Genomic DNA, 25,461 nt, shown 5'->3' on the forward strand with positions numbered 1-25,461 from the left:
TACGGAACGGATTGCCCGTGCCCGTCAAAGTGCCGGTCCGCGTAAAAATTGCGTTGTTCACGTATCCCACCTCCAATCTTCGTTGGCCCCCGCGGTCTCCCACGCTGGCTCAGCCTGCAATGTCCTGATTCAGGAAGGCCAGTTGGCTTTCCCCAATCACATGCTTGACATTACACGCTCACGGCGCATCGTGCCACCCATCCACCAAGACTTTTTCTCTTGAGTGTCAAGATCATCCTTGAGGACGACTCCGAGGGGCCCGCCGCCACATACTCTGGCGCCATGCCCACGCCCTCCACGCCGCCTCCTCAGCCCCTTGGACTCCACCACGATCAGCAGCCGGCAGCACCCCGGACGCGCCTGCAGGACCTCGACGCCCTGCGCGCCTTCGCCCTCCTCGGCATTTTTCTGGTCAACGTGCAGCTCTTCGTCGAACCGGCCGCCCTCACCGGGGCGGCGCCGGTGTACGACGACGCCGCGAGTGATCTAGTCAACGCCGTCGTCGGGGCCCTGTTTGCCGGCAAGTTCTACATCCTCTTCTCGTTCCTCTTCGGCTACAGCTTCACGCTCCTGTGGGACGCCAGCGCCCGGCGCGGCGTCGCCGTCGTCCCCGTCGCCCTGCGCCGCTTCCTGGGGCTCTTCGTCCTGGGCCTGGCCCACGGGCTGCTCCTGTTCACCGGGGACATCCTGCTCACCTATGCCCTGGCCGGGCTCATCCTGTTGGCCGCGCGGCACGCCTCCATCTCCGCCGCGCGCACCGCGGCGATCACCATCACGGCCATCATGGGCGTGGGCCTCCTAGGGCTCGCCGCCCTGCTCGGCGCGGTCGAACAGTTCGGTGGCCTCTCGGCCGAGGAGCTCAGCGGCGCCGGCTTCGGCCCGGCACCAGAGCTGTTGCGCACCGACTACGCCAGCTACCTCGCCGGCGCGTATCCGCTCACCCTGCCCAACCTGCTGTTGGTTCAGGGGCCAGTGGCGCTCGCGATGTTCTTCTTGGGCCTCGCCGCGGCCAAGGCCCGCTGGATCGAGACGACGACGGCGCCCCGGTTGCGCCGCATGCTCCTGATCGGGTTGGCCGTCGGGTTGCCAGGCGGCGTGGCCTCCGGCTGGTTGCAGGTCTATGCCGGGACCACCTCCGGCGAACTCTTGGCCTTTGCGCTGGCCACGCTCACGGGGCCGTTCCTCACCGCGGCCTACGTGGCCGGGCTCCTGCTGGCCTTCCGGACCGGCCCCGGCGCGAGACTGCGCGCGGCGATGGCACCAGCCGGCCGGATGGCCCTGACCAACTATGTGGCGCAATCGGCCGTCATGGCCTTGGTCTTTACCAGCTACGGCGCCGGGCTCAGCGGCAGCGTGCACCCGGGCACCGCCGTCGTCTTGTGCCTGGCCGTTTGGGCCGCGCAGTTGGGCCTGAGCGCCCTGTGGATGCGACGCTTTGCCCGCGGACCCCTCGAGGGCCTGCACCGGGCGCTGACGTACTGGCGCGCTCCCCGCTGGACCTAAGCGGGCGGACGGCGAGGGACGGCTAGAGGCCCCATCCCAGCACGGCCGGCGTCGTCTTGTCCCAGCCCAGCCGTGCGGCCTTGGCCGTGCCGAGCAGAAAGTGCCGGCCCGTCTGCGGCGGGAGCCCCAACCAGCGGGCCACCATCACGCGGCTGAAATGGCCGTGGGAGAAGAGGATCGCGTGTTCGTGGTCGGCCAGCTCGGTGCGGACGCGCTCAATGATCCGGTCCGCCCGGGCGGCCACCTGCGCCAGTTCCTCGCCGCCCGGGACCCCGTCATCCCAGATCCGGTAGTCCGGGTTCTGGGCGCGGATGTCCTGGCTCGGCACGCCCTCGTACTCGCCGTAGTCCCACTCGTGGGCGTGCGGGACGCGTTCGGCCTGGGCGAAGCCCGCCAGCTCCGCCGTCCGCCACGCGCGCTGCAACGGGCTGGACATGACGAGGGAAAATTCGACGCCGGCCGCGGCCAACGTGTCTCCGGCCGCGCGGGCCTGCTCCTCCCCCTCGGGCAGCAGCGGGATGTCCGTCAGGCCGGTGTACTGGCCGGAGCGGGACCATTCGGTCTCGCCGTGGCGCACCAGCCACAAGGTGGGGCGGCCGCTTTGGGGCCCGCTCTTGTCGTGGCTCACTGGGCTTCCTCCGTCGTCGTCGAGCCGTCCGCGGCGGCCGCGGTCTCCGAGCTGCGGCTCTCCGGCTGCTGCTCCCACCACGCGCGCAGGGCGGCGACGGCGGCGTCGTGCTCCATGGGGCCGTGGTCGAGCCGCAACTCGAGGAGGTGTTGATAGGCCCGCCCCACCACGGGGCCCGGGCGGATACCCAGCAGGTCCATGATTGCGCGCCCATCCAAGTCCGGGCGGACGGCGGCGAGCTCTTCCTGCTCGGCGAGCTCGGCGATGCGCCGCTCCAAGTCGTCGTAGGCGTGCGCCAGCCGCTCGGCCTTGCGCCGGTTCCGCGTCGTAACGTCGGAACGCGTCAACCGGTGCAGGCGCTCCAGCAGGTCGCCGGCGTCGTTCACGTACCGCCGCACGGCCGAATCGCTCCATCCGGCGTCCCCGTACCCGTAGAACCGCATGTGCAGCTCCACGAGGCGCGCAACCGCCTTGGTGGTGTCGTTATCGAACCGGAGCGCCCGCATGCGCTTCTTCACCAGCTTGGAGCCCACCACGTCGTGGTGCCGGAAGGACACCGCACCGGAGGGCTCGAACCGCCGCGTGGCTGGCTTGCCGACGTCGTGCATCAGCGCCGCGAAGCGGAGCACAAAGTCCGGGCCGGGCACCGGGCCGTCGGGTCCCGTCTCCAGCTCCGTGGCCTGCTGGAGCACCTGGAGGCTGTGCTGGTAGACGTCCTTGTGGCGGTGGTGTTCATCCGTTTCCAGCCGCAGCGCGGAGACCTCCGGCAGCACCTGGTCCGCCAGACCCGTCTCCACCAAGAGATCCACGCCCGCACGCGGGTCCGCCCCGCAGATCAACTTCACCGTCTCATCCCGCACGCGCTCCGCGGAGATGATGGTGATCCGCTCCGCCATATCCGTCATGGCGGCGCGCACGTCGTCGTGCACCCCCATGCCCAGCTGGGAGGCGAACCGAGCCGCGCGCATCATGCGCAGCGGATCATCGGAAAACGACGACGACGGCGCGCCCGGCGTGCGGATCACCCCGGCGCTCAGGTCCGCGTGACCGCCGAACGGGTCCACGAGCTCCAGCTGAGGCAGGCGCAGGGCCATGGCGTTCATCGAAAAGTCGCGGCGGTAGAGATCATCCTCGAGCGTTTCCCCGAACGCGACGACGGGCTTGCGGGAGGCCGGGTCGTAGGACTCGGCCCGGTAGGTGGTGATCTCGATCGTGTCCGCGCCGACGCGGATGGCGATCGTGCCAAAATCGCGGCCCACCTCCCAGATGGCGTCGGCGTAACCGGTCACCACCTCGAGGGTCTGCTCCGGCGTGGCGCTGGTCGTGAAATCCAGGTCCGGGGAGATCCGGCCCAGAAAGAGGTCACGGACGGGCCCGCCCACCAAGGACAACTCAAAACCCGAGGCGGTGAAGCGCTCCGCCAGATCAAAAACGACGGAGGGCAGGCGCTGGCGCAGGGCCTCGGGTGCGGGAAGCTGGTGCATAGTCCCTTAATGGTGGCAGATTTTCCGTTCCCGCGATGACGGGGTGCGGGGGCAGTGGCTCTGGCACCGCCGTGTCGCCGTTCATGGCGGCCGACGTGGGCGGTAGCGCATTGACTCGACAAAAAGATCGCTAGAGTGGTCTCCATGGCCCATCCCGTTCCGAGTGCTCCCAAGCGCACCCCATTGACTGCGTCAATGGCCCATGCGCAGGCGCAGCAGCAGGGCCAGCACACCCTCCCCACGGTGGAGGAGGTCTCCTCCGGCGGCGTCGTCGTGGACGTCACCCAGCCGGGCCTGCCTGTTGCGATCATCGCCCGCTACAACCGGGGCGGGCGGCTCGAGTGGTGTCTGCCCAAGGGGCACCCAGAGGGCACGGAGTCCAATCGCGAGGCCGCGGTGCGTGAGGTCGAAGAGGAAACGGGCATCGCCGGGGAGGTCCTGGCCCCGCTGGGCAGCATCGACTACTGGTTCACCGTCTCCACGTACCGGGTGCATAAAACGGTGCACCACTTCCTGTTGCGCGCCACCGGTGGTCGCCTGACCATTGAGAACGATCCGGACCATGAGGCCGTGGACGTCGCGTGGGTCCCGCTGAAGGATCTAGGCCGGCGCCTCTCCTTCCCGAACGAGCGGCGCATCGCCGAGCTGGCCCGCGAGGTCCTGCCGCAGCATGTCGACTGAGGCCACCGCCGAGCCGGCGAAGCAGTCCAACTCCCGCGCGTACGCGCTCATGGCGAGCGGCACCACGGTCTCCCGCGCGCTCGGGTTTGTCCGCACCGCCCTGCTCGCCGTCGCGATCGGCTCCGTCACGCCCATCGCGGATATTTTCGAGAAGGCCAACGTCATCCCGACGATCATCTTCATGCTGATCGCCGGCGGCGTGTTCAACGTGGTGTTGGTCCCCCAGCTCATCAAGGCCTCCAAGAACGCGGATCGCGGTTCCGCATACACCTCTAAACTCATCACCCTCACGGTGGTCACGATGTTCGCGGCCACGGTTCTGCTCACGCTGCTGGCGGGACCGATCATCAGGATGCTGACCGTCGGGTGGTCTGACGCCATGCTGACACTGGCGACGTCGTTCGCCTATTGGTGCCTGCCCCAGGTGTTCTTCTATGGCGTGTACTCGGTGGTGGGCCAGGTGCTCAACGCACACGGGAAGTTCGGGTGGTTCATGTGGGCGCCCGCGCTGAACAACGTGGTGCAGATCGCCGTGATTGGCACCTACATCGGCCTCTTCGGCGCCTTCCGTGCGGGCACGGACCAGCTCGCCACGTGGACCACTCAGCAAACCATCCTGCTCGCGGGCGGCTCGACGCTGGGCATCGCCGTGCAGGCGCTCATGTTGTTCGCGCCGCTGCACACCACGGGCCTGAAAATCCGCCCGAACTTCCATTTCCGCGGCATGGGCCTGACGCACATCGGCCGGATCGCCTCGTGGACGCTGGCCTCCATGATGGTCGGCAACCTCGCCTCGCTGCTGTACTCACGCATCGCCTCGGAAGCCACCGCGGCGCGTGAGCAGGCGCCGCCCGGGGTGATCGTGGCGGGCGAATACGCGCTCAATACCTCGCAGCTGATTACGGTGCTGCCGCACTCGATCTTCGCACTGTCCCTCGCCACGGTCCTCTTCAACGAGCTCACCCGGGCCTTCCACGACCACCGCGTCCAGGACGTGCCTGCGCTGCTCTCCAAGGGATTGCGGACGACGGCGGTACCCATCGTCTTCGCGTCCGTCGCCATCGTCGTCCTCGCCGGCCCGCTCGGCCGCCTGTTCGGCGGCACGTCGGCCGACGGCGCCGCGGCCGGTGCCGCGATCGGTCAGCTCCTGCTCCTCACGGCGCTCGGCTTGCCGTTCAAGTCCGCCCACTTCTTCCTCATCCGCGTGTTCTTCGCGCAAGAGGACACCCGCACACCCATGCTCATCCAGACGTCCATCGCCGTGCTCGGCGTCGTGGCCGCCTTCACCATGAGCGCGTTCATCCCGCCGACGCATATCGTCCTCGGCATCGCGCTGCTCTACGGCGTGACCAACGTCCTCAGTGCCGTGATCGCCCACGTCCTCGTGGTGCGCCGGCACGGCCCCTACGGGGTCGGCGTCGTGGTGGACACCTACATCCGGCTGGGCTGGTTCGCGGTGCTGGCAGGCGCCGTGGGCGCCGTCGTCCTGTGGTGCTTCGGCGAGTTTGCGTTTGCCGGGATCGGTGAAGCCTTCCTCACCCTCGCGGTGTGCGGCCTCGTCATGGTCTCCGTGTACCTCCTGCTGGTGCGTTCGGCGCGGATGGAGGAGCTGACCGAGTTCCTCGGCCCCCTCGCCCGCCGCATCCCCGATCTCTCCCGGATCACCCGCCGATAAGGCCGGATGGCGCGGCCCGGCTAGCACATGGCCGGTAGCATGTACTCCAACAGCCCCGCCCGGGGTGTCCTGTACCCGAGAATCAACTGGGGAGTTAAACGTGTCGCAACCCATCGACGTCGGTGCCGTGCTCGGCGGCCGGTACAAGGTGACCGGTAGCGTGCTCACCTCGGATGAGGGCGATCTGGTCCTTGCCGGCATGGATCAGGTCCTGAACCGGACGGTCAGCATCTTGGTCGCCACCGCAGAGAACTCCGCGCAGCTCACCTCGAGCGCCCGGGAGATCGCGCGCGGGGAGCGGGCCAGCAACGTGCAGGTCCTCGATCTGGGCACGTCCGGGGACTCCACGTACCTCATCACGAACACGGCGGCCCCGGTGGACCTGCTGGATCTCCTCGTGCAGTCTGAGGGCCCCTATGTTGAGCCGTTCTACACGGACACGTTGGGCTCGGAAATCTTTGGCGAGTCGCGTTCCAAGGAACCGCAGCGCTACGAGGACGACGACGAGTACTACGCCGAGCTCGAGGAACACGAGCACCGCAATCCTCTCGCTGGACGCTTCAACAGCCTCCGTTCGCGGTTCTCGCGTGGCGGCGCTGCGGGCGCGGGTGCAGCTGCCGCCCACCACGCGGAAGGCGACTCCGAGGCCACAGGACAGCAGCCGGTCGCCGATTCCCCCCACACCGAGGAGAACGACGCCGTCTCCCCCACACCGACCGCCGCCGCACCGCAGGCGCCTAGGCCCGAAGCCCAAGCGCCCGCCCCGCGCGTCGAGGACTACGATGCGCCTGAGGATGCTCCGCAAGCGCGTCATGGCCGGTCCGCCGCTGGCGCTGGGGCGGCTGGAGCCGCCGCCGGTGCTGCCGCCGCAAGTGCCGCAGGTGCCGGTGGTGCCGCCAGTTCCGGCGCCGGAGACTCCCGCCCACCATCCACCTTCCCCGCCGCTGCCCGCGATTATCAAGATGAAGAAGCGGCGACGGCGACGAGCGCTTTTGCTTATGAGGATGCCGACGAGGAGGAGGGCGGCAATAAGTTCACCCGCCTCATCGTGGGAGCTGTCCTGGGCATTGTGCTCATCGTGGCCGTGGTGTTCGCGTTTAATATGCTCGGCAGCGTCGGCGGTGATGATGCCCCGCAGGCTGGTGGCGATTCCACCACGTCAGCAGAAGAATCGGCGTCATCTTCCGCAAGTAGTGAGGGCTCTGCCGCCCCATCGGAATCCAGTGACCAGCTTCCGGCACCGGCCGTTGCCGGCATTCAGCGCATCGTCCCGGGCAATCAGGAATTGAATGCGGACACGGACAATACGCTCGGCGACGCCGTGGACGGTAACGAGGCCACGATCTACGCCACGTACTCGTATGCTCAGCCGGCCTTCGGTGGGTTCGCCTCCAACATGATTCTGGCGGTAGAACTGGAAGAGGCCTCCCAAATCAACCAGATCGAGTTGACCGGGTTGAATGGGTCCGGTGGATCCTACGAGGTCGCTATTGGCGATTCGAATGATTTCGGTTCCGCGCAGGTGGTCACCCAAGGATCCTTCACTGGACCCACGGTCAGCGTTCCGGTGACGGAAGAATCGAAGACGTCGGGCACCCATGTTTTCGTCAACGTGACCGAGCTGCCCCGCCTGGCCAACCCCTACAACGATTCGCGCCCCTATGGCCTGCAGATCGCCGAGATCAAGGTGTCCTAGCGAGCACCGCGGGAATAGGTCTAGCGGCACGGCCGTTGATCCAGAGACAATACTCAAGTCCACTCGAGCGCCCTGGCGCCACCATCGATAGAGAGGTTCACCGCGCGTGGCCACTGAAGCAGCAGATTCGATCCGCGACGTCATCATCGTCGGTTCCGGTCCGGCCGGATACACGGCGGCGATTTACACGGCTCGGGCCAACCTGAACCCATTGGTCATCGCAGGATCGGTGACGGCCGGCGGCGATCTCATGAACACCACCGAGGTGGAGAACTTCCCCGGCTTCCCCGAGGGAGTCCAGGGGCCGGAGCTCATGGAGCACATGCGCGCGCAGGCGGACCGCTTTGGCGCTGAGATCCAGTACGAAGACGTCGAGTCCGTCGAGTTGAACGGGGACCTCAAGACGGTCACGTTGGCCAGTGGCGCCGTCTACCGCGCCCGGGCCGTCATCCTTTCCACGGGATCGGCCTACCGCGAGCTGGGCCTACCGGGCGAGAAAGAACTCTCCGGCCACGGGGTGTCGTGGTGCGCAACCTGTGACGGTTTCTTCTTCCGGGATCAGGAAATCGCCGTCGTCGGCGGCGGTGATTCGGCGATGGAGGAGGCGCTCTTCCTCACCAAGTTTGCTTCGAAGGTCACCGTCATTCACCGGCGCGACTCCCTCCGCGCCTCGCAAACCATGGCGGACCGCGCGTTGGCAGAGCCGAAGATCGAATTCGTCTGGAACAGTGCGGTCGATGGATTCGAGGGTGAAGACAAGCTGACAGGAATCAAGGTCCGGAACCTGCTCGACGATTCGGTGACCTCACTGCCTGTGACCGGCTTGTTCGTGGCGATCGGGTCCGACCCGCGCGTGGACCTCGTCAAGGACCAGTTGGAGCTGACGGCGGACGGAAACGTGGCCGTGCAGGGGCGCACGTCGAAGACCAGCATCGCTGGCGTGTTCGCCGCGGGCGACGTCATTGACCCCACCTACCGTCAGGCCATCACTGCTGCAGGCTCCGGTTGTGTTGCCGCCATCGACGTCGAGCACTACCTCGGTTCCCTCACGCCGGCTGCGGAGGCGGCTCAGCCCGCCGAGTCGGCCATCGTCTAAGATTCGCTGTTAACCGTCATCGAAAGGATTCACTCATGAGCAATGCAAAGGACGTCACGGACGCCTCGTTCCAGGCTGACGTACTGGAAAACAGCAAGCCCGTCATCGTGGATTTCTGGGCAGAGTGGTGCGGCCCGTGCCGCATGCTCTCTCCGATCCTGGATCAGATCGCCGAGGAGCACGCCGAGAAGGTTGACGTCGTCAAGGTGAACGTCGACGAGAACCAGGGCATCGCCGCGAAGTACGGCATCACCTCGATTCCAGCCGTCTTCGTTTTCAAGGATGGCGAGCACGTGGCCAGCTCCATTGGCGCCAAGCCCAAGCAGGTCATCGAGCAGGAGTTCGCCGAGTACCTCTAGGCACCGCCCGACTCGGCGGGAGAGCCTCGGCCGCCATCCAGCGCCGGGTCCACCCCTTACATCAGGTGAAGGGAATGGGCCCGGCGCTTTTTTGTGAGGCTGCCTGGCATATCTGCTTGGATAGCCAGGATTGCAACCCTGAAAGTTATCCAAACAGGCATATTCTCAAAGGCTCTTTGCTCAGTTTCCACAGACAAAGAACTTTCCCACAGGCGAACCTGTTCATAACTATGGTTCACATCGGCAAAGAGTTCGGCCTGAGGATCTTCTGGAAACGCCACGAAGGCAACACTCAGTCAGTGCTACCGATGAATCAGGGCGGTGGGTGTTTCACGTGAAACACCCACCGCCCTGAACTCTGCCTCGCTCCAGTCTGTCAGCTATGACGTGGCGTCAGGGGCAATCAGGCCCATGATTCGGTTGAGGTCGTCGACGCTAGCGAACTCGATGGCGACCTTGCCCTTCTTGGCGCCCAGAGAGATCTTGACGTTGGTATCCAGACGGTCGGACAACGAGTTGGCTAGGTAGTCCAGTCGCTCGTGACGTGCTGTGCTCTTCGGCTTCGCCTCGCGACGCTTCTTCTCGACCCCTTCGTTCATAGCCACGGCTTCCTCCGTGGCGCGAACGGACAGGCCCTCCGCGACAATCCGCTGAGCCAAACGCTCTATCTCGGCAGGATCGGACAGGGCGAGCAGGGCACGAGCATGCCCCTGACTGAGCACGCCCGCTGCTACCCGCCGTTGCACCAAGGGCGGAAGCTTCATGAGACGTATCGTGTTGGAGATTTGCGGGCGGGACCGCCCAATCTTGGCGGAGAGCTCATCTTGAGTGCACCCGAACTCATCAAGCAATTGTTGATAGGCCGCAGCTTCCTCCAGTGGATTCAGTTGGGACCGGTGCAGGTTCTCGAGCAGAGCGTCACGAAGCAAGTCCTCATCCGTGGTTTGCCGAACGATCGCCGGGATCGTCTCGAGTCCAGCTGCTTGCGTTGCTCTCCACCGACGCTCACCCATGACCAGCTCATAGGTCGCATCTTCTTGTTCCGTCGAGGGACGGACGACGATCGGCTGCAGCAGGCCGATCTCACGCACCGAGTGGACCAGCTCAGCCATCTCGTCCTCATCGAAGACCTGACGAGGCTGTTTTCTGTTGGGATGGATGTCCGTGACGGCAATTTCGGCGAAGCTAGCGCCCGGTACTGGTACCAAATCGCCCTGCACGGACTCCGACGACGGGCTGGGGTCTACCTGTCCTGCAGCTTCAAGGGGCTCCGATGGCGTCGACGCACTGCGGCTGCGCGCCTGTCCGATCACGTCCGGCATCTGCGGACGTTTGGTTGTCCGTGAGGTCTTGGACCGTGCCTGGCTCGACGCAGCGCGTGCCGGCTGCTCGTGATCATCATCGGCGGCTCGCCCGGGAGTGAAGAACATATCAACGGGACGCGACTTGCTCGTCGAGGCACCAGTCGCTGAGCCACCACTGGAGCGGGACGAGCTGGACTTCGACTTCGAACCCGGGGCGTTGCGGCTTCCCGCACCCTTGGTTGCGGATTCGCCCTGAGCGCCCTCAGGAGCCTTGTCTGCGCCTCCAGAAGCCTTTCGCGCTGCCGTGCTGCTACGCTGCCGCGTAGAAGCGCCTGAAGCCTTCTGAGTGGCTTTGGGGGCGTCTTGATCGGGCGCCTCTTCTATGGCGGTATCCGTCTCACCAGCAGGCGAACTCGAGATCAAGGCTCCTAGCCCGCGGCCCAGTCCTCGACGCTTTTCAGCCATGTTTTTCCTCTCGAATAGCATCGCAGACCTCACAGCCTGCCGCACTTGATGGCTGCTATCTTACTCGGCGAATTCAGGTGCAGCCTGCATACTCGGCGGTGGCGCGTACAGCGTTTCACGTGAAACACGTCGTCCGAGAGCACGGCCCGCACGTACGAGCAGCACCTCCCTAGACCACTTCTCAGCCCCATCACCTCACCGGATGCTCGCCCCAGCACCGGCTCGTCCGCCTCAAGGCGGCACACGACTGCGTGCCTCACTGAGGCCGCAGCACGCGCGGTCTTCGTCAGGCCAACGTGAAACGGAGAGTCCTTGCGGATACCGGCGTCGAGTCACGTTTCACGTGAAACCAACGTGCTTCCACGCCTCGTTCTGCCGTGGTGCGTGGGCGAACACGTCTCCCTGTCAGTGCTTCCGCTCCCCTCGTGTCAACAGCGTAGGATTCGTCACCATGGCTTCAGGGATCACCTGTTAGATCACGCATCATGACCGCGTCGTGGAGCCGTGCGGAGACTTCCATATCTGCCAACGCATCGCTGATGAATGCTGTGACAGGCCACGAATGGCTGGCAAGCGTCAGGATCGTGTTTCACGTGAAACTCAGTTGCCGCTCTCGTCCGGCATTGAGGTGCGACCGACGTGTCAGCGGGTGGCAGTAGACAAGCCCTGGGTCCCTTGCCTCCGTGCCGCATTGAGATGCTCTCAAACTTGGACTCTCAAAACTGCCTCGCAAACTCCCCCCTCGCCCGGTCATGCCGCCGGCTGAGCAACGACCCAGGAAGCGAGCAGCTCTTGATGTTTTGGTCGGGCTCAGACCAACCTGCTGATCAAGTCTTCTCCTAAATAGTCCGAAAGCAACATCGCGATGCACTCGCCTTAGATAGGAGCACATCCGATCTTTATGCTGGGATGCATCGCCACCAGTGCAACACGCTCTCCGAGGCATTCACACTTAAGGGAAGGCACGTCCGGCACGAGCAACCGGGGCCGCTCGCCTAGATACCCCCTCATCCGCGATCTAGGAGCGAAGTCACCAAACTAAACAGCCGGACATAGTTGAATGCTGCGCTTTACGATGCAGACGCTCTTCTTCGCGAGATCGGCGGGCCATCATTATCCCCTCTCCCGTTCCCGTCGCGGGAAGACACGGGTAGGCCCAAGCAGTCAAGCCGTTCCACCCCAGTGTTCGGCCCCGTCAATCGCTACCAATCATGATGCCGGAGAACCGCATGCGTGACGTCAGCCGGCCCTTACTCACCTAGCTCAATGGCTCCCGATACGGGCAACGGCCACGTGCTGGTCCGCGTTTCACGTGAAACACGATCACCGGTGCGTAGCACCCGATCATGAGCTCGAGAGGATCAGGTCATCATGAGCCGATACGGTAGATCTCGGCACCACAATGCACTCCCCCTGCGCTGGAGCCGCACTCGTGGTGGGAGGATCAGGTTGTCAGATCTGTCCGCTGTCGTTGAACGAGCATGCAGACCACCATGCATGCGGGGCTAGGACAGCTCGCGAGCACCTTTCCAATGAAGAGTGATCGAAGCCCGCCGCGCGTCTTCAAGGTCTCCATCACGTTGTGCAGGCGGGCTTCAGGTCCGGCTTTGCCCTGCCACACTACCCATATACCGGACTTACCCAAATCACTAATGTTCCCGTGTCCCCTGACAGAAGTATCGCCACGAACCGTGTTTCTTCCTCCGCACGCATCATGTTTCACGTGAAACGCACACCGCTGCGGAAGGTCGAAGGGCACAGCATAGACGCTGCATCATCGCTTCAGACGCTCGCTTCGACGTAGCTCGCGACGTTGCTGGCCAAACAGAGGTCACTGCCTGGCCACCGTAGATCCTGGATTCTCCCGCAGCCTCCACGGGCCTCAGATGCAGTTGCGCCTGAGCGTTGTCTTCGCAAACGTTTTATGGCCTTGACTCAGGCCAGAAAGGGCGCCGCTGAGCTGGACTCAGCGTCCACGCGACCTCCGCCAATGGCGTACTCAACCGTTGACATGCAGCTAGCTTCAACCCGCGTCGCGCCAGGCAGGTAGATCGAGAGCTCGTTCCACGTGAAACATCGCCCTACCCAGTCGCGACGGCACGGATGGACTGCACTCCCCTAGCCACCAGACGGCGTGCTAGTCCGCTGGGCTATACCAGATCGCCGCAGAGGCCTGTTGAACTGGGGACAGCGTATATGCACGTCACATCATGATGCCTGAGGGAACGCTTCTCGACTCATAGTGCCTCCCCCGCCCAACGCGTGCACGTTTCACGTGAAACCTCGTGAGGTGCAGCCACATCGCGACGAGCCGATGCCAAAACGGTGAGCAGCAGGCCAGCGCTAGCTCTGGCTGACCCCACGGTCCGCAATTTCCGTCGCCGCTTCCATATAGGACAACGCACCCGAGGAACTGCGATCATAAGTGATCACGGACTGTTGGTAGCTGGGCGCCTCGGAAATCCGCACGCTGCGCGGAATAACCGCTTCAAGGACTTCATTCGGGAAGTGATTGCGGACTTCTTGGGCCACCTGGGCGGCGAGATTGGTCCGACCGTCATACATGGTCAACAAAATGGTGGAGACCACCAGTTCATCGTTGAGGTGTTTCTGAATCATCTCAATGTTCTTGAGCAGCTGACTCAGCCCCTCTAGCGCGTAGTATTCGCACTGGATGGGGATCAACACCTCACGTGCAGCCACAAACGCATTGACGGTGAGCAAGCCGAGGCTGGGCGGGCAGTCAATGAAAACATAGTCCAGGCGCTCGAGGCCGTTCTGTTCACGGTACTTGCCATACTGCTCCAAGGCCCTGCGCAGTCGCTGTTCACGGGCGACCAAGGACACGAGCTCGATTTCGGCCCCTGCGAGGTCGATCGTGGCCGGAGCAACCACCAAGTGGTCTAGATCAGGACAGGGCGCGACGACGTCCTGGAGGGGCAGGTCGTTGATCAGCACGTCATAGATGCTGTCCACTTCGGAGTGGTGTTCAATGCCCAGGGCCGTAGAGGCGTTGCCCTGGGGGTCGATGTCCACCACCAAAACGTTGAGGCCGGCCTGAGCCAACGCTGCAGCGACGTTGACCGTCGTCGTCGTTTTGCCGACGCCGCCCTTCTGATTGCTGATGGTGAAGAATCGCGTCCGGTCAGGCTTGGGAAGCTCGCGACCTTTGAGACGCTCGCGCCGCTTGTTCTCATTGACCAGCTGGCTCGCCAGCGGGGTGCTTTCGTCCATGCTGTCCATCATGTTCGGAACCCGTGCCTTTAGTTGTTGATCTACCGATCCAGCCTCACGCAACCCGGTATGTGCTGCCGATGTTTCATGTGAAACATTCCCGATTCCATCGGAAACAACTGAATCAGGGTGATTCTTAGGGTGATCTCTCCCTGAACCGACGGTCTCGTCTAACCCGGCTCCCCTGAGGGACGTGAACGACGGAATCCGTCCGCCATGTTCTTTCACTCCGGGTGACTCCCCTCGATGCAGTCAGTGGAAAGCTTCACTGGTACAGACTATCGGTTCACGCCTGCCCGACTGCGATACGCACAACCGTGGTCGGTTCCTCGAGAACATCAGCCCCAGCCGTCAGGACCTCCGTCTCTTTCGCCCCCAGTTTCTTGAGCACCTTCCTGGCCTTCTCGATCTCTTCCGCTGCGCTGCGTCCCTTAAGGGCCAACAGTTCTCCCCGGCCTTGCAATAACGGGATCGTCAGGTTCGCGAGCTTGTTCAGCGCAGACACCGCACGGGCCGTCACAACATCAACATCGACCTCATTAAAGAACTGCTCGGACCTCCCGCGCAGGACGCGTACGTTCGTCAGCTCGAGATCCTCGATTACTTCGTTGAGCCAGATGCACCGACGCTCAAGGGGCTCAATCAACGTCACCGCCACGTCCGGACGAGCGATCGCAAAGGTGAGCCCTGGAAGCCCGGCACCACTGCCGACATCGGCCACTGTGGCCTCACGATCAATGAGATCCGTGACGACGGCGCAGTTCAGTACGTGCCGACTCCACAGTCGAGGAACCTCCCGGGGTCCGAGAAGCCCCCTCTCAATGCCAGTGGTCGCCAGGTGTTCCACGTAGCGCTCAGCGAGCGCCAAGCGCTCACCGAACACCTGCTCGGCCGCTGCGCGTTCCACCGCGGTCATCGCGTACTCCTCCACTGCTGCCCCTTCCGGCTGCCGGGCCGTCCAGCGCCCGGATGATGAACCGAAAACGGGCGGCCTCACGGACCGCCCGTTCCTTCGGATGAAGATTACTCTGCTGGCATGACGACGACGTGCCGCTTGGCGCCCTCGCCCTCAGACTCACTGTGCAGTCCACGGTCAGCTACGACGTCGTGTACTTGCTTGCGCTCGTAGGCGCTCATGGGCTGCAACGCAACGCTGTCTCCACTGTCCTTAACCTTCGCGATGGCCTGCTCAGCCATCCGCTCCAGTTCTGCGGTGCGCCCCTGCCGGTAACCGAGAATGTCCAGCATAAGCCGGGACCGGTTGCCCGTCTGCGTCAACACAGCCAGCCGCGTCAGCTCCTGCAGAGCTTCCAAGCCCGCTCCATCACGGCCGATCAGCTCGCGCAGAGCTGACTCGTCGCCCTCCTCCTGGACAATGGAAAGGTGCGTGCGCCCACCACGGACTTCGATGTCGATGTCACCATCGATGTCTGCAATGTCCAGCAATTCTTCGAGGTAGTCGGCGGCGATGTCGCCCTCTTCCTCGGCGCGTGACCCGGCTGCCTGCTCAACCGCGGCGTTGTCCTGTGCGTGAGTCATGGCTACTTCTTCCTGCGATTCTTCCGTGCCGGCTGCTGACGCTGGCCCTTCGGCTGCTCCGGCACAGCCGCCTCGTCCTCCTCAGAGGGCTTCTTGTGCTTCTCGTGAATGGGCGGCAGGCCCTTCGCGGCGCGGCGGGCGTTGAGCTCCTTCTCCGCTTCGGAGCCCGGCGTCGGGTTGCGGCGAATGATGTAGTACTGCTGGCCCAACGTCCACAGGTTGGTCGCGGTCCAGTAGATGAGAACACCCAGCGGGAAGTTGATGCCGCCGATACCGAACACGAGCGGAAGAATGTAGAGCATCATCTTCTGCTGCTGCATGAAGGGGCCCTCGAGGGCTTCCTTGGTCATGTTCTTCGTCATGATCTGCTTCTGCGTGATGAACTGCGAAGCGACCATGGCCAGAATCATGATGATCGAGATGATGATGACGCTGACATTGGGCGAACCCGAATTGAACGTGCCGAGGAAGGTTTCCGACAGTCCCGCGCCGAAGATCGACGAGTCGGCAAAGTGGTGCGTCTGCTCCACGGTCAGCGCACCAACTCGCTCGTTCGCCTCGGAGGCGCCGCGCGCACCGTTCAGCGAGTGGAACAGGGCGAAGAAGAACGGCATCTGAATGAGCAGCGGCAGGCAGGAGGACAGCGGGTTCGTCTTGTGCCGCTTGAACAGTTCCCGCTGCTCGGCGAGCATCGCCTGCTGGGAGACCTGATCCTTCTTGCCCTTGTACTTCGCCTGCAGTTTGCGCAGGTCAGGCTGTAGCGCCTGCATGGCTCGCTGGGCCTTGATCTGCTTGACGAATACTGGGATCAGCGCGGCGCGGATGATCAACACCAACACCACAATCGACAAGGTCCAGTTCCAGCCAGACGTTGCATCGAACCCGATCGCCGTCAGCATTTGATGGCAGATCCGCAGCACCCAAGTGACCACCATCTGGAATGGCCACAAGATTGTGTCGAAGAATCCCATTACTCGTTAGCTCCTTGTGCCGCGTCAGCGGCGCGCTCGTCATCATCCGGCGGAATCGGCGGATGGTTCAACACCATAATCTTGGGCACTTTGCCCTCCGGCCAAATCCGTCCGCCCGGCGGTACATGGTCAATCCCGCCATGGCTCATCGGATTGCATCGCAGGATGCGCCACGTCGAGTACGCGACCCCTTTGACGGCGCCGTGGACGGTCACCGCTTCGAGGGCATACGCCGAACAGCTGGGAAAGTACTTGCACACGTCGCCATAGAGCGGCGAGATCAGCTTCCGGTACAGCTTGAGGAAGCCAATCAACAGGTTGCGGGGAATGTCCACGATGAAACGGACGACGCCGCCACCTGGCAGCTCCGGCTGCGTGCCCACCGCGCCTCGTGCTACGGGATTAGCCACCGGAGGACCCCGATGTCACCGCGACGCTTCGAGCCTGCTTCTTGCGAGCCGCAGCGGTTGCTGCGCCCACTGCTGAGGCAACCTCTGCCTCCAGCACCGTAAACGGAGCCGCCGCCGACGCAGGCAAGGCGCGGACGACGACGTCGTACTCCCGCGGGTACTTCCGCAGCAATTGGGCGCTGATGGCGCGCAACCGCCGCTTGACCAAATTGCGGTGTACGGCATTGCCGACGGCCTTGGAGACGATGAAGCCGAACCGGCTGGGCTGGTCTTGGCGAAAGTGTGCATATAGCACGACGTTCCGGCGCCCCATCCGGGCGCCGGAACGTACGGTGCTTTGGAAGTCCTGAGACGAACGCACCCGGTGAGCTTGAGGCAACATGGCGATCAGCCTGCTGTTCCAGCTAGAAAATCGGGGCGACGGTCACAGGACGGCTGCCCGATTTAGGCAGACAGTGCGCTGCGGCCCTTGTTGCGGCGGGCAGCCATGATGGCGCGGCCGGCGCGGGTACGCATACGAAGACGGAAGCCGTGCTTCTTGGCACGACGGCGGTTATTCGGCTGAAAAGTCCGCTTGCTCACAGTAGTAACTCCAAGACGATCAGGTGATGCGCCTTAACCCGTTGCTACAGGGGGAAGAACAGGCTGACGCTCTTATATTCGCGTCCCGTTCCCTAGATCATCGCCGCCGACCAGCCAGCAGATCGCGGCAGTCAGGGCACAAGAATCCAGTAGAAACGGAAGCACAGGACTAAATAACGATAGGCGTGATGGAGGACCCCCGTCAAATGAGACCGGCAGTGTCCTCTAGCACATCAGCTGCGGGAAGTGGTGGAACCAGTAGTTGATCCCATCGTAGGTGCCCTCTGACTGGGAAGTCCACATCATGTGAACTGAAAATCCACAGGTGTGGAGGGGTGCGGCCCGTTGTTGCGTCGCCTCCAGTCCTCCGAGACGAGTTGTCCCCAGTCATGACGGGGGATCTGGGGAATCTGTGGATTGCGGCACGCGAGGCGCAGAGTCAGCGCGAGTTATCCACTACCTGTGAATAAAACTGTGGATATCGGCTACAGTTGATCTCCCTGACGTCGGCGCGTCCGACCTCAGGGACGAATCATGAGCCGCCACGCGAAGGGACCGACCGCACCGTGACCACGGACGCAGACTCCAATCTCACTTCCCAGTGGCGCGAGGTGGTGGATCTCATCAAGCAAAACACCGAGGTCACCCCCAGGAATCGAGCCTTCATTGAGCTCGCCAAGCCCCAAGGCCTGATCGGAACCACTCTGCTGGTGGCCGTCCCCAATGACCTGACCCGGGACATGCTGCAGACCAAGCTGAAGGACCCTCTGAGCGTGGCCCTGCGCGCGGTGTTTCAAGCGGAGATCGGGACGGCGTTCAGCGTCGATGCCTCGATGGAGTTGCAGCCAGAGGCACCGAGTGAGCCCGCCGAAGCTGAGGACGTCGATCCGCTCGGTCCGCCGGAGACCCCGGAGGAGGCTGTGGTCGCCGAGGCCCCCGCAATCTCCAAAGCGGCCGATCAGCACGAGGTGCTGCAGAGCGTTGCCCGAGCCCGGCAGGATAAGGAGCATGGCCCCCGCAACAAGCCGATCCCTGTTCCGACGCCGCCGTCGAACTCACAGGAGATTGGCCGGCTCAACCCGAAGTACATCTTCGAAACGTTCGTGATTGGCGCCTCTAACCGGTTCGCGCATGCGGCGGCCGCCGCAGTGGCCGAGGGGCCAGCCAAGGCCTACAACCCGCTGTTCATCTATGGTGAGTCCGGCCTCGGCAAGACGCACCTGCTGCACGCCATTGGCCACTACGCTCGGCACCTGTTCAACGGCATCCGGGTGCGCTACGTCAACTCGGAAGAGTTCACGAACGACTTCATCAATTCCATTCGCGACGATGAAGGAACGAGCTTCAAGCAGACCTACCGCAACGTGGACATCCTGCTCATTGATGACATCCAGTTCCTGGCGAACAAGGACGCGACGCAGGAAGAGTTCTTCCATACCTTCAATGCGCTCTACAACGACAACAAGCAGGTCGTCATCACCTCCGACCTACCGCCCAAGCAATTGGCCGGGTTCGAAAGCCGGATGCGTTCGCGCTTTGAGTGGGGCTTGATCACGGACATTCAGCCGCCTGAGCTGGAAACGCGCATCGCCATTCTGCGGAAGAAGGCGGAGGCCGAGGGTCTGCGCGCGCCCGATGACGTGATGGAGTACATCGCCTCGAAGATCTCCACCAACATCCGCGAGCTCGAGGGCGCCCTCATTCGCGTCACCGCTTTCGCCTCACTCAACAATCAGCCGGTGGATATGGCGTTGGCCGAATCCGTCCTGAAGGATCTCATCACCGACGAGGACGCCCAGGAGATCACCTCGCAGGCGATCATCGCCCAGACGGCGGAGTACTTCGGCCTCTCCATCGAAGAGCTCAACAGCAAGTCCAGGACGCGCACCCTGGTCACGGCACGGCAGATTGCCATGTACCTCCTGCGCGAGCTGACGGACCTGTCCTTGCCCAAGATCGGCGCGGAACTCGGCGGACGTGACCACACCACGGTCATCCATGCTGATCGGAAGATTCGCGATCTCATGGCCGAGCGCCGTTCGGTGTTCAACCAGGTCACCGAGCTGACCAATCGCATCAAACAACAGCAACGCAAGGGCTGACGGCGCCCAATAATCACACCTGTGGATAACTCTGTGGATTGTTAAGTGGACGGTCGCGCAAACCTGCGCATAAGTCCCAGGGGTCCTGTGGAGGCCTTAAACGACGCGGATTTTTGCCCACAACCTGTCCCCCACCCTCACCGGAGGCGACCCACATCTTGTCAACACCCGACTTCGGCGTGGGCGAACGGATGGACCTAGTTATCCACAGAATCCACACGGGTTGTTAACACTACGAACCCCTTAATCAAAGCTCCCAGATAACAAGTTCCCCCACGCCATCCATCCACCCTCAGGCTTCCCCCAGATCATCCCGAGGCGATATCGCAGACCCCGGCGTTCGGGCTAAGCTTGCAGTCGAAGACTTGTCATTACCTTGCTGTGAAAGGCGGATCGCTACGTGAAGTTCAGTGTTGAAAGAGACGTGCTGGCGGAAGCTGTCTCCTGGACTGCCCGTTCGCTCTCCCAACGTCCGCCCTCTCCCGTCCTCGCTGGCATCCTCATCACGGCAGAATCCGGCACCGTCACCTTGGCGGGATTCGACTACGAGATTTCTGCTCGTCTCGAAATTCCAGCGGACGTCGCTGAGGAAGGCACCATCCTGGTTTCCGGCAAGCTTCTTGCGGAGATCACACGAAGCCTTCCCCAAGCCCAAGTCACTCTCGAGACTGAGGGTTCTAAGGTCCAGGTCGCTTGCGGCCGAAGCCGTTTTAACCTCTCCACGATGCCAGTAACTGAGTACCCGGACCTACCGAACCTGCCCGACGTCGCCGGCGTCGTTGATGGCGAGGCCTTCGCCCAGGCTGTTTCGCAAGTGATTGTGGCCGCCTCCAAGGACGACACTTTGCCTGTCCTGACCGGCGTCAAAATGGAGATCGAGGATGACCTGATCACGTTCTTGGCTACGGACCGTTACCGCCTCGCTATGCGTGAAGTCTCGTGGCGTCCGCATACCCCGGGGATCTCCACCTCGGCACTCGTGAAAGCCAAGACCCTCAGTGAAGTCGCCAAAACTCTGGCTGGATCTGGGGATCTGAACATCGCCCTCAGCGACGGCAGCGACCTGATCGGATTCCAGAGCGGAAATCGCCGCACCACCTCACTGCTTGTCGATGGCGACTACCCCAAGATTCGCTCCCTCTTCCCGGACAACACGCCAATTCATGCCACCGTCGCGACGCAATCGCTCATCGAGGTCGTTCGGCGTGTGTCTGTCGTTGCTGAGCGGAACACGCCGGTACGTCTTGCCTTTACCGATGGCCAGCTGACCCTCGATGCGGGCACAGGCGAGGACGCCAAAGCGGAGGAGAGCATTGAGGCGCACCTCGATGGGGAGGACATCACGGTTGCCTTCAATCCCGCGTACCTCAGCGAGGGCCTCAACGCCTTCAACAGCGAATTCGTCCGCTTCTCCTTCACCTCAGCCCCGAAGCCGGCCATGCTGACAGCTCAGGATTCACTCGAAGGCTCCGACTCGGACGCGTACCGCTATCTGGTGATGCCCGTCCGCCTGCCCAACAGCTAATTCTGCGATCCGAGCGTGTACATTTCCCACCTCTCGCTCACAGACTTCCGGAGTTACGCCCAAGCAGACCTCGAGCTCTCCCCCGGAACCACCATTTTGGTGGGGTCAAACGGAGTCGGCAAAACCAACGTTGCCGAGGCCATGGGCTACTTGGCTACCCTGTCCTCCCACCGGGTAACCTCCGACAGCGCGCTGCTGCGCTTTGGCACCGAGCGCGCCTTGGTGCGGGCACAGGTCGTGCGGGGAAACCAAGTCACCTCGCTTGAGCTCGAAATCACGCGCGGGAAGAACAATCGGGTCCGCATCAATCGCGCCCATCCAGTCCGCGCTCGCGATGTGCTGGGGATCGTCAAAACCGTTTTGTTTGCCCCCGAAGACTTGGCGCTCGTGAAGTCGGATCCGTCTTTTCGGCGGCGGTTCCTCGATGACCTGCTCGTGATTTTGCAGCCACATCAGGCCGCCACCCGCAGCGACTATGAGCGGGTGCTGCGTCAACGCAATGCCTTGCTCAAATCGGCGCGATCCGCGGGCAAACTGACCGCAACGCATGAGGCGACGTTGGACGTGTGGGATCAACACCTCGCCCAGGCTGGAGCGCGCGTGCTGCGTGGGCGGTTCGATGTGCTACACGCCCTGCGGGAACCTCTAGCCTCCGCTTATGCGTCCTTGACTGACGGCAGCAAGATCGCTTCCGCGCATTATCGTTCGACGGTGGTGGGCGAGGTGGATGAGGACGGCGAATCCTCCGCAGACACGCAGGAACCGAACGGTCTTCTCGACGTGTCCACCCAAGACCTTGAAGAACGAATTCGTACCGCGCTGGCCGCCAAGCGCAAACAGGAAGTCGAACGCGGAATGACCCTGGTGGGCCCCCACCGTGATGAGTTGGCCCTCGAGCTCGGAGGCGTTCCAGCCAAGGGCTATGCCTCCCACGGCGAGACGTGGTCTCTGGCCCTCGCGCTGCGCTTGGCCTCGTACCAAGCCATGCTCGACGACGATCCGACGGAGGGTGCAGGGCCCATCTTGATCCTCGACGATGTGTTTGCCGAACTCGATGCAGAGCGCCGCGCCCGACTAGCCCACGTGGTGACTCACGCAGAACAAGTGCTTGTCACGGCCGCCGTGGACGAGGACGTTCCCGATGAGCTCAAGGGGCATGTTCTGCGCGTCACGCCGGGGCAGATTCAGCCTGTTTCCTCGGCTTCCTCCGCGGAAGCGCCAGCCCAGGGCACGGGCGACGAGCCAGCATGAATCGAGATCGCGACGAGGTGCAGGCGCTGACGCCACATCAGGCGAGCGCAGATCCCGAGTTCGACGCCGCTCACGCCATGCTCAACCGCATGAGGCTCATTGCGGAGTCCCGCGGCGAGGCACGAATCGACGCGAAGCGGGCCGCGGCGATCGCGGACCGGCAGGCCGCGGCTCGCGCACAGCGAGCCCAACGGACGGAATCGGCGATGTACGACAACGGGCGAGATCCGCTCGGCATCGGTGCCGTGATGGACCGCCTCGTGCGCAACCGCGGGTGGACGTCCCCGGTGGCCGTGGGATCGGTGTTGACCGAATGGGATGCGCTGGTCGGACCGCAGGTCGCGGCCCATTGCCGCCCGGAGAGCTTTGAGGCCAGCACCGTCGTTGTGCGCTGTGATTCGAGCAGCTGGGCGACGCAACTGCGCCTCCTGAGCCACAATCTGCTGAAGACCTTTGACGAGAAGCTGGGTCACGGCGTCGTGACGTCCATCCAGGTTCTGGGCCCGCAGGCGCCGTCGTGGCGCAGAGGCCGCCGGACCGTCCAAGGACGCGGCCCGCGAGACACATACGGGTAGCAGCATGCACCACGTCATTACATGTTGGCATTGGCATAAAAACGCTGCGCCGTCTCTGAGGGCCGCACCGAGGCCAACATAGACACCCTCATTCGACGGGTATCGGGCGTTTCTGGGCCGGTTTTTTCGCCTCTAGCGGCCTATTCGTGGTGCAGAGCACCCATGAATAGGCCGCGACGCGGTAGAATTGTGGCACGCGAGCTTTCCGATGCTATGAGGAGTCTGCAGCACCTGTGGATACAGAGAACACCGAACCCCAAGGACCAGCCGAGGCGCCCGTGGCTGCGGAGAGCGAATCAGCTGAGGCGCCTAACAGGGTCACCAACGAATACGGTGCCAGCGAGATCACGGTCCTCGAGGGCCTGGAGGCCGTCCGAAAGCGCCCCGGCATGTATATCGGGTCCACTGGCGCGCGCGGACTGCACCACTTGGTGTACGAGGTCGTTGACAACTCGGTCGATGAGGCGCTGGCGGGGTACTGCGATCACATCAACGTCACGTTGACGGCAGACGGCGGCGTTCGAGTGGCGGACAACGGGCGCGGTATTCCGGTGGATCTTCATCCCACCGAGGGCAAGCCCACCGTCGAGGTCGTCATGACTATTCTCCACGCGGGCGGCAAGTTCGGTGGGGGCGGCTATGCGGTGTCCGGCGGCCTGCACGGCGTCGGTATTTCCGTCGTGAATGCGCTCTCGACGCGCGTGCTCACCGAGGTGCGTCGCCAGGGCTACGTCTGGAGCATGGAGTTTGGCGGCGGTGGCGTGCCGCAGAACGAGCTCACTCAGGGCGAGGCAACTGAGGAAACGGGCACCACCCAAACGTTCTATCCGGACCCGGAAATTTTCGACACGGTCGATTTCGATTTCGAGACGCTGCGCGCACGCTTCCAGCAGATGGCCTTCCTTAATAAGGGCCTGCGCATCACGCTGACCGACGAGCGCCGGCTTGACGACTCGAACGACGACGTCACGGATCCAGAGAACGACGGCGCCGCGGCCTCCGACGAGGCGGCCCAGGACGAAGAACCGAAGCACCGCGTCGTCGATTACCTCTACAAAGACGGTCTCCTCGACTACGTCAAACACCTGAACACCTCCAAGAAGGTGGAACTGGTGCACCCGGACGTGATCGCCTTCGAATCGGAGGACACCGAGCGCCAGATCTCCGTCGAGATCGCCATGCAGTGGACCAGCGCGTACTCAGAGTCGGTCCACACGTACGCGAACACCATCAATACCCACGAGGGCGGCACCCACGAAGAGGGCTTCCGTGCCGCGATGACCTCGCTCATCAACCGCTACGCGCGGGAGAAAAACCTCCTGAAGGAGAAGGATGACAACCTCACGGGCGACGACATCCGCGAGGGCCTGACCGCCGTCATCTCCGTGAAGCTCGGCGAGCCGCAGTTCGAGGGCCAGACCAAGACGAAGCTCGGCAACTCGGTCGCCAAGGGCTTCGTGCAAGGCGTGGTTCATGAGGAGCTCGGCGACTGGTTGGAGCGCAATCCGCACATTGCCCGGGACATCGTCCGCAAGGCGTTGATGGCGTCTCAGGCCCGGCTCGCTGCCCGCAAGGCTCGAGACAATGCCCGCCGAAAGTCCCCTTTGGAGACGTTCGGCATGCCGGGCAAGCTCTCGGACTGCTCCTCGAAGAATCCGGCCGAGTGCGAGGTCTACCTGGTGGAGGGCGACTCCGCGGGTGGTTCCGCCAAGCGTGGCCGCGATCCGCGGACCCAGGCCATCCTGCCCCTGCGCGGCAAGATCCTCAACGTGGAGCGGGCGCGTCTCGACAAGGCGCTGGGCAACGCCGAGGTGCAGTCCATGATCACCGCGTTCGGAACGGGGATCGGCGAAGAGTTCGACATGGCGAAGCTGCGCTACCACAAGATTGTGCTGATGGCCGATGCCGACGTGGACGGCCAGCACATCACCACGCTGATGCTCACTTTGCTGTTCCGCTACATGCGCCCGCTGATCGAGCACGGATACGTGTTCCTCGCGATGCCGCCGCTATACCGGATCAAGTGGTCTAACGCCGCACACGACTACGTGTTTACCGATGCCGAACGTGACGCGAAGCTCCGTGAGGGCCTGGCCGCCAACCGGCGCCTGCCCAAGGACAACGGGATTCAGCGCTACAAGGGCCTGGGCGAGATGGACTACTCCGAGTTGTGGGATACCACGATGGACCCGGCCCGCAGGACGCTGCAGCAGGTCACGATGGAGGACGCGGCCGCAGCGGATCAGATTTTCTCCGTGTTGATGGGAGAAGACGTCGAATCCCGCCGCAATTTCATCCAGCAGAACGCCAAGGATGTGCGCTTCCTGGATATCTGATCAGGCATATACACCAGTCAGATTTCCATTCCTGCGCGGATGCAG

22 protein-coding genes are annotated in these 25,461 nt (G+C 63.4%); 11 read left to right on the top strand and 11 right to left on the bottom strand.

The features are described from left to right. The first annotated feature begins 219 nt into the window (after positions 1–219). A complete protein-coding gene (locus IW252_RS07315) occupies positions 220–1,503 on the top strand; it encodes a DUF418 domain-containing protein (protein WP_196835958.1) in 1,284 nt (427 codons plus the stop codon). A gap of 22 nt (positions 1,504–1,525) precedes the next feature. Here IW252_RS07315 and IW252_RS07320 read toward each other — a convergent pair whose 3' ends face one another. Both IW252_RS07320 and IW252_RS07325 read right to left on the bottom strand, forming a co-directional pair. Further along, entirely contained in the window at positions 1,526–2,131 is a 606-nt protein-coding gene (locus tag IW252_RS07320; RefSeq protein WP_331271478.1) for a histidine phosphatase family protein, read from the bottom strand. Further along, on the bottom strand, positions 2,128–3,615 hold the full coding sequence (locus IW252_RS07325; RefSeq protein ID WP_196835959.1) for a CCA tRNA nucleotidyltransferase: 1,488 nt from the start codon (positions 3,613–3,615) through the stop codon (positions 2,128–2,130). Before IW252_RS07325 ends, IW252_RS07320 begins: the two co-directional genes overlap by 4 nt. Before the next feature lie 144 nt (positions 3,616–3,759). On the opposite strand from IW252_RS07325, the gene IW252_RS07330 reads away from it, so the two are divergent. The 5 genes from IW252_RS07330 (at position 3,760) to trxA (ending at position 9,122) form a co-directional block, all read left to right on the top strand. Then, a complete protein-coding gene (locus tag IW252_RS07330; RefSeq protein ID WP_196835960.1) occupies positions 3,760–4,296 on the top strand; it encodes an NUDIX domain-containing protein in 537 nt (178 codons plus the stop codon). After that, positions 4,286–5,971, top strand: coding sequence for a murein biosynthesis integral membrane protein MurJ (gene murJ / locus IW252_RS07335; protein ID WP_196835961.1), 1,686 nt, complete (start codon positions 4,286–4,288; stop codon positions 5,969–5,971). Before IW252_RS07330 ends, murJ begins: the two co-directional genes overlap by 11 nt. Positions 5,972–6,071: 100 nt before the next feature. After that, positions 6,072–7,667 carry a hypothetical protein gene (locus IW252_RS07340; protein WP_196835962.1) on the top strand — a complete coding sequence of 532 codons (1,596 nt, stop codon included), beginning with the start codon at positions 6,072–6,074 and terminating at the stop codon, positions 7,665–7,667. A gap of 106 nt (positions 7,668–7,773) precedes the next feature. Next, positions 7,774–8,763, top strand: coding sequence for a thioredoxin-disulfide reductase (gene trxB, locus IW252_RS07345; RefSeq protein ID WP_196835963.1), 990 nt, complete (start codon positions 7,774–7,776; stop codon positions 8,761–8,763). Positions 8,764–8,798: 35 nt separating this feature from the next. Continuing rightward, positions 8,799–9,122, top strand: a complete 324-nt coding sequence (gene trxA, locus IW252_RS07350; protein WP_196835964.1) for a thioredoxin — start codon at positions 8,799–8,801, stop codon at positions 9,120–9,122. 56 nt (positions 9,123–9,178) lie between these two features. On the opposite strand, the gene IW252_RS07355 is transcribed toward trxA, so the two are convergent. The 9 genes from IW252_RS07355 to rpmH form a co-directional block, all read right to left on the bottom strand. Beyond that, positions 9,179–9,403 carry a hypothetical protein gene (locus IW252_RS07355; protein WP_196835965.1) on the bottom strand — a complete coding sequence of 75 codons (225 nt, stop codon included), beginning with the start codon at positions 9,401–9,403 and terminating at the stop codon, positions 9,179–9,181. A gap of 99 nt (positions 9,404–9,502) precedes the next feature. Then, complete coding sequence (locus IW252_RS07360) at positions 9,503–10,891, bottom strand: ParB/RepB/Spo0J family partition protein (RefSeq protein WP_196835966.1); 1,389 nt, start codon at positions 10,889–10,891, stop codon at positions 9,503–9,505. A gap of 2,343 nt (positions 10,892–13,234) precedes the next feature. After that, entirely contained in the window at positions 13,235–14,353 is a 1,119-nt protein-coding gene (locus IW252_RS07365) for a ParA family protein (RefSeq protein WP_408065763.1), read from the bottom strand. A 58-nt stretch (positions 14,354–14,411) separates the two neighbouring features. Beyond that, positions 14,412–15,041 (bottom strand): 16S rRNA (guanine(527)-N(7))-methyltransferase RsmG, encoded by a 630-nt coding sequence (gene rsmG / locus IW252_RS07370; protein WP_196837172.1) that lies wholly within the window; start codon positions 15,039–15,041, stop codon positions 14,412–14,414. Between the two features lie 107 nt (positions 15,042–15,148). Then, positions 15,149–15,664: a Jag family protein gene (locus IW252_RS07375; protein ID WP_196835968.1), complete on the bottom strand. Its 516-nt coding sequence runs from the start codon at positions 15,662–15,664 to the stop codon at positions 15,149–15,151. Positions 15,665–15,666: 2 nt separating this feature from the next. Continuing rightward, the gene (yidC, locus tag IW252_RS07380) at positions 15,667–16,635 is read right to left on the bottom strand and encodes a membrane protein insertase YidC (protein WP_196835969.1); all 969 of its coding nucleotides are present in this window, start codon (positions 16,633–16,635) and stop codon (positions 15,667–15,669) included. Beyond that, positions 16,635–17,018, bottom strand: a complete 384-nt coding sequence (yidD, locus tag IW252_RS07385) for a membrane protein insertion efficiency factor YidD (RefSeq protein WP_196835970.1) — start codon at positions 17,016–17,018, stop codon at positions 16,635–16,637. The genes yidC and yidD overlap by 1 nt, the downstream gene beginning before the upstream one ends. Before the next feature lie 19 nt (positions 17,019–17,037). Continuing rightward, positions 17,038–17,427: a ribonuclease P protein component gene (gene rnpA, locus IW252_RS07390; protein WP_196835971.1), complete on the bottom strand. Its 390-nt coding sequence runs from the start codon at positions 17,425–17,427 to the stop codon at positions 17,038–17,040. A 62-nt stretch (positions 17,428–17,489) separates the two neighbouring features. Continuing rightward, positions 17,490–17,627: a 50S ribosomal protein L34 gene (rpmH, locus tag IW252_RS07395; protein ID WP_196835972.1), complete on the bottom strand. Its 138-nt coding sequence runs from the start codon at positions 17,625–17,627 to the stop codon at positions 17,490–17,492. A gap of 566 nt (positions 17,628–18,193) precedes the next feature. Here rpmH and dnaA point away from each other — a divergent pair. From dnaA to gyrB, 5 genes are all read left to right on the top strand, one after another. Next, positions 18,194–19,729: a chromosomal replication initiator protein DnaA gene (gene dnaA / locus IW252_RS07400; protein ID WP_196835973.1), complete on the top strand. Its 1,536-nt coding sequence runs from the start codon at positions 18,194–18,196 to the stop codon at positions 19,727–19,729. A 400-nt stretch (positions 19,730–20,129) separates the two neighbouring features. Beyond that, a complete protein-coding gene (dnaN, locus tag IW252_RS07405) occupies positions 20,130–21,254 on the top strand; it encodes a DNA polymerase III subunit beta (RefSeq protein ID WP_196835974.1) in 1,125 nt (374 codons plus the stop codon). Between the two features lie 15 nt (positions 21,255–21,269). Then, positions 21,270–22,505 (top strand): DNA replication/repair protein RecF, encoded by a 1,236-nt coding sequence (gene recF, locus IW252_RS07410; protein ID WP_196835975.1) that lies wholly within the window; start codon positions 21,270–21,272, stop codon positions 22,503–22,505. Further along, entirely contained in the window at positions 22,502–23,080 is a 579-nt protein-coding gene (locus tag IW252_RS07415) for a DUF721 domain-containing protein (RefSeq protein WP_196835976.1), read from the top strand. Before recF ends, IW252_RS07415 begins: the two co-directional genes overlap by 4 nt. A 233-nt stretch (positions 23,081–23,313) precedes the next feature. Then, complete coding sequence (gene gyrB, locus IW252_RS07420) at positions 23,314–25,416, top strand: DNA topoisomerase (ATP-hydrolyzing) subunit B (protein WP_408065764.1); 2,103 nt, start codon at positions 23,314–23,316, stop codon at positions 25,414–25,416. Positions 25,417–25,461 lie beyond the last annotated feature (45 nt).

This window comes from Zhihengliuella flava (genome assembly GCF_015751895.1).
Classification (GTDB): Bacteria; Actinomycetota; Actinomycetes; order Actinomycetales; family Micrococcaceae; genus Zhihengliuella; species Zhihengliuella flava.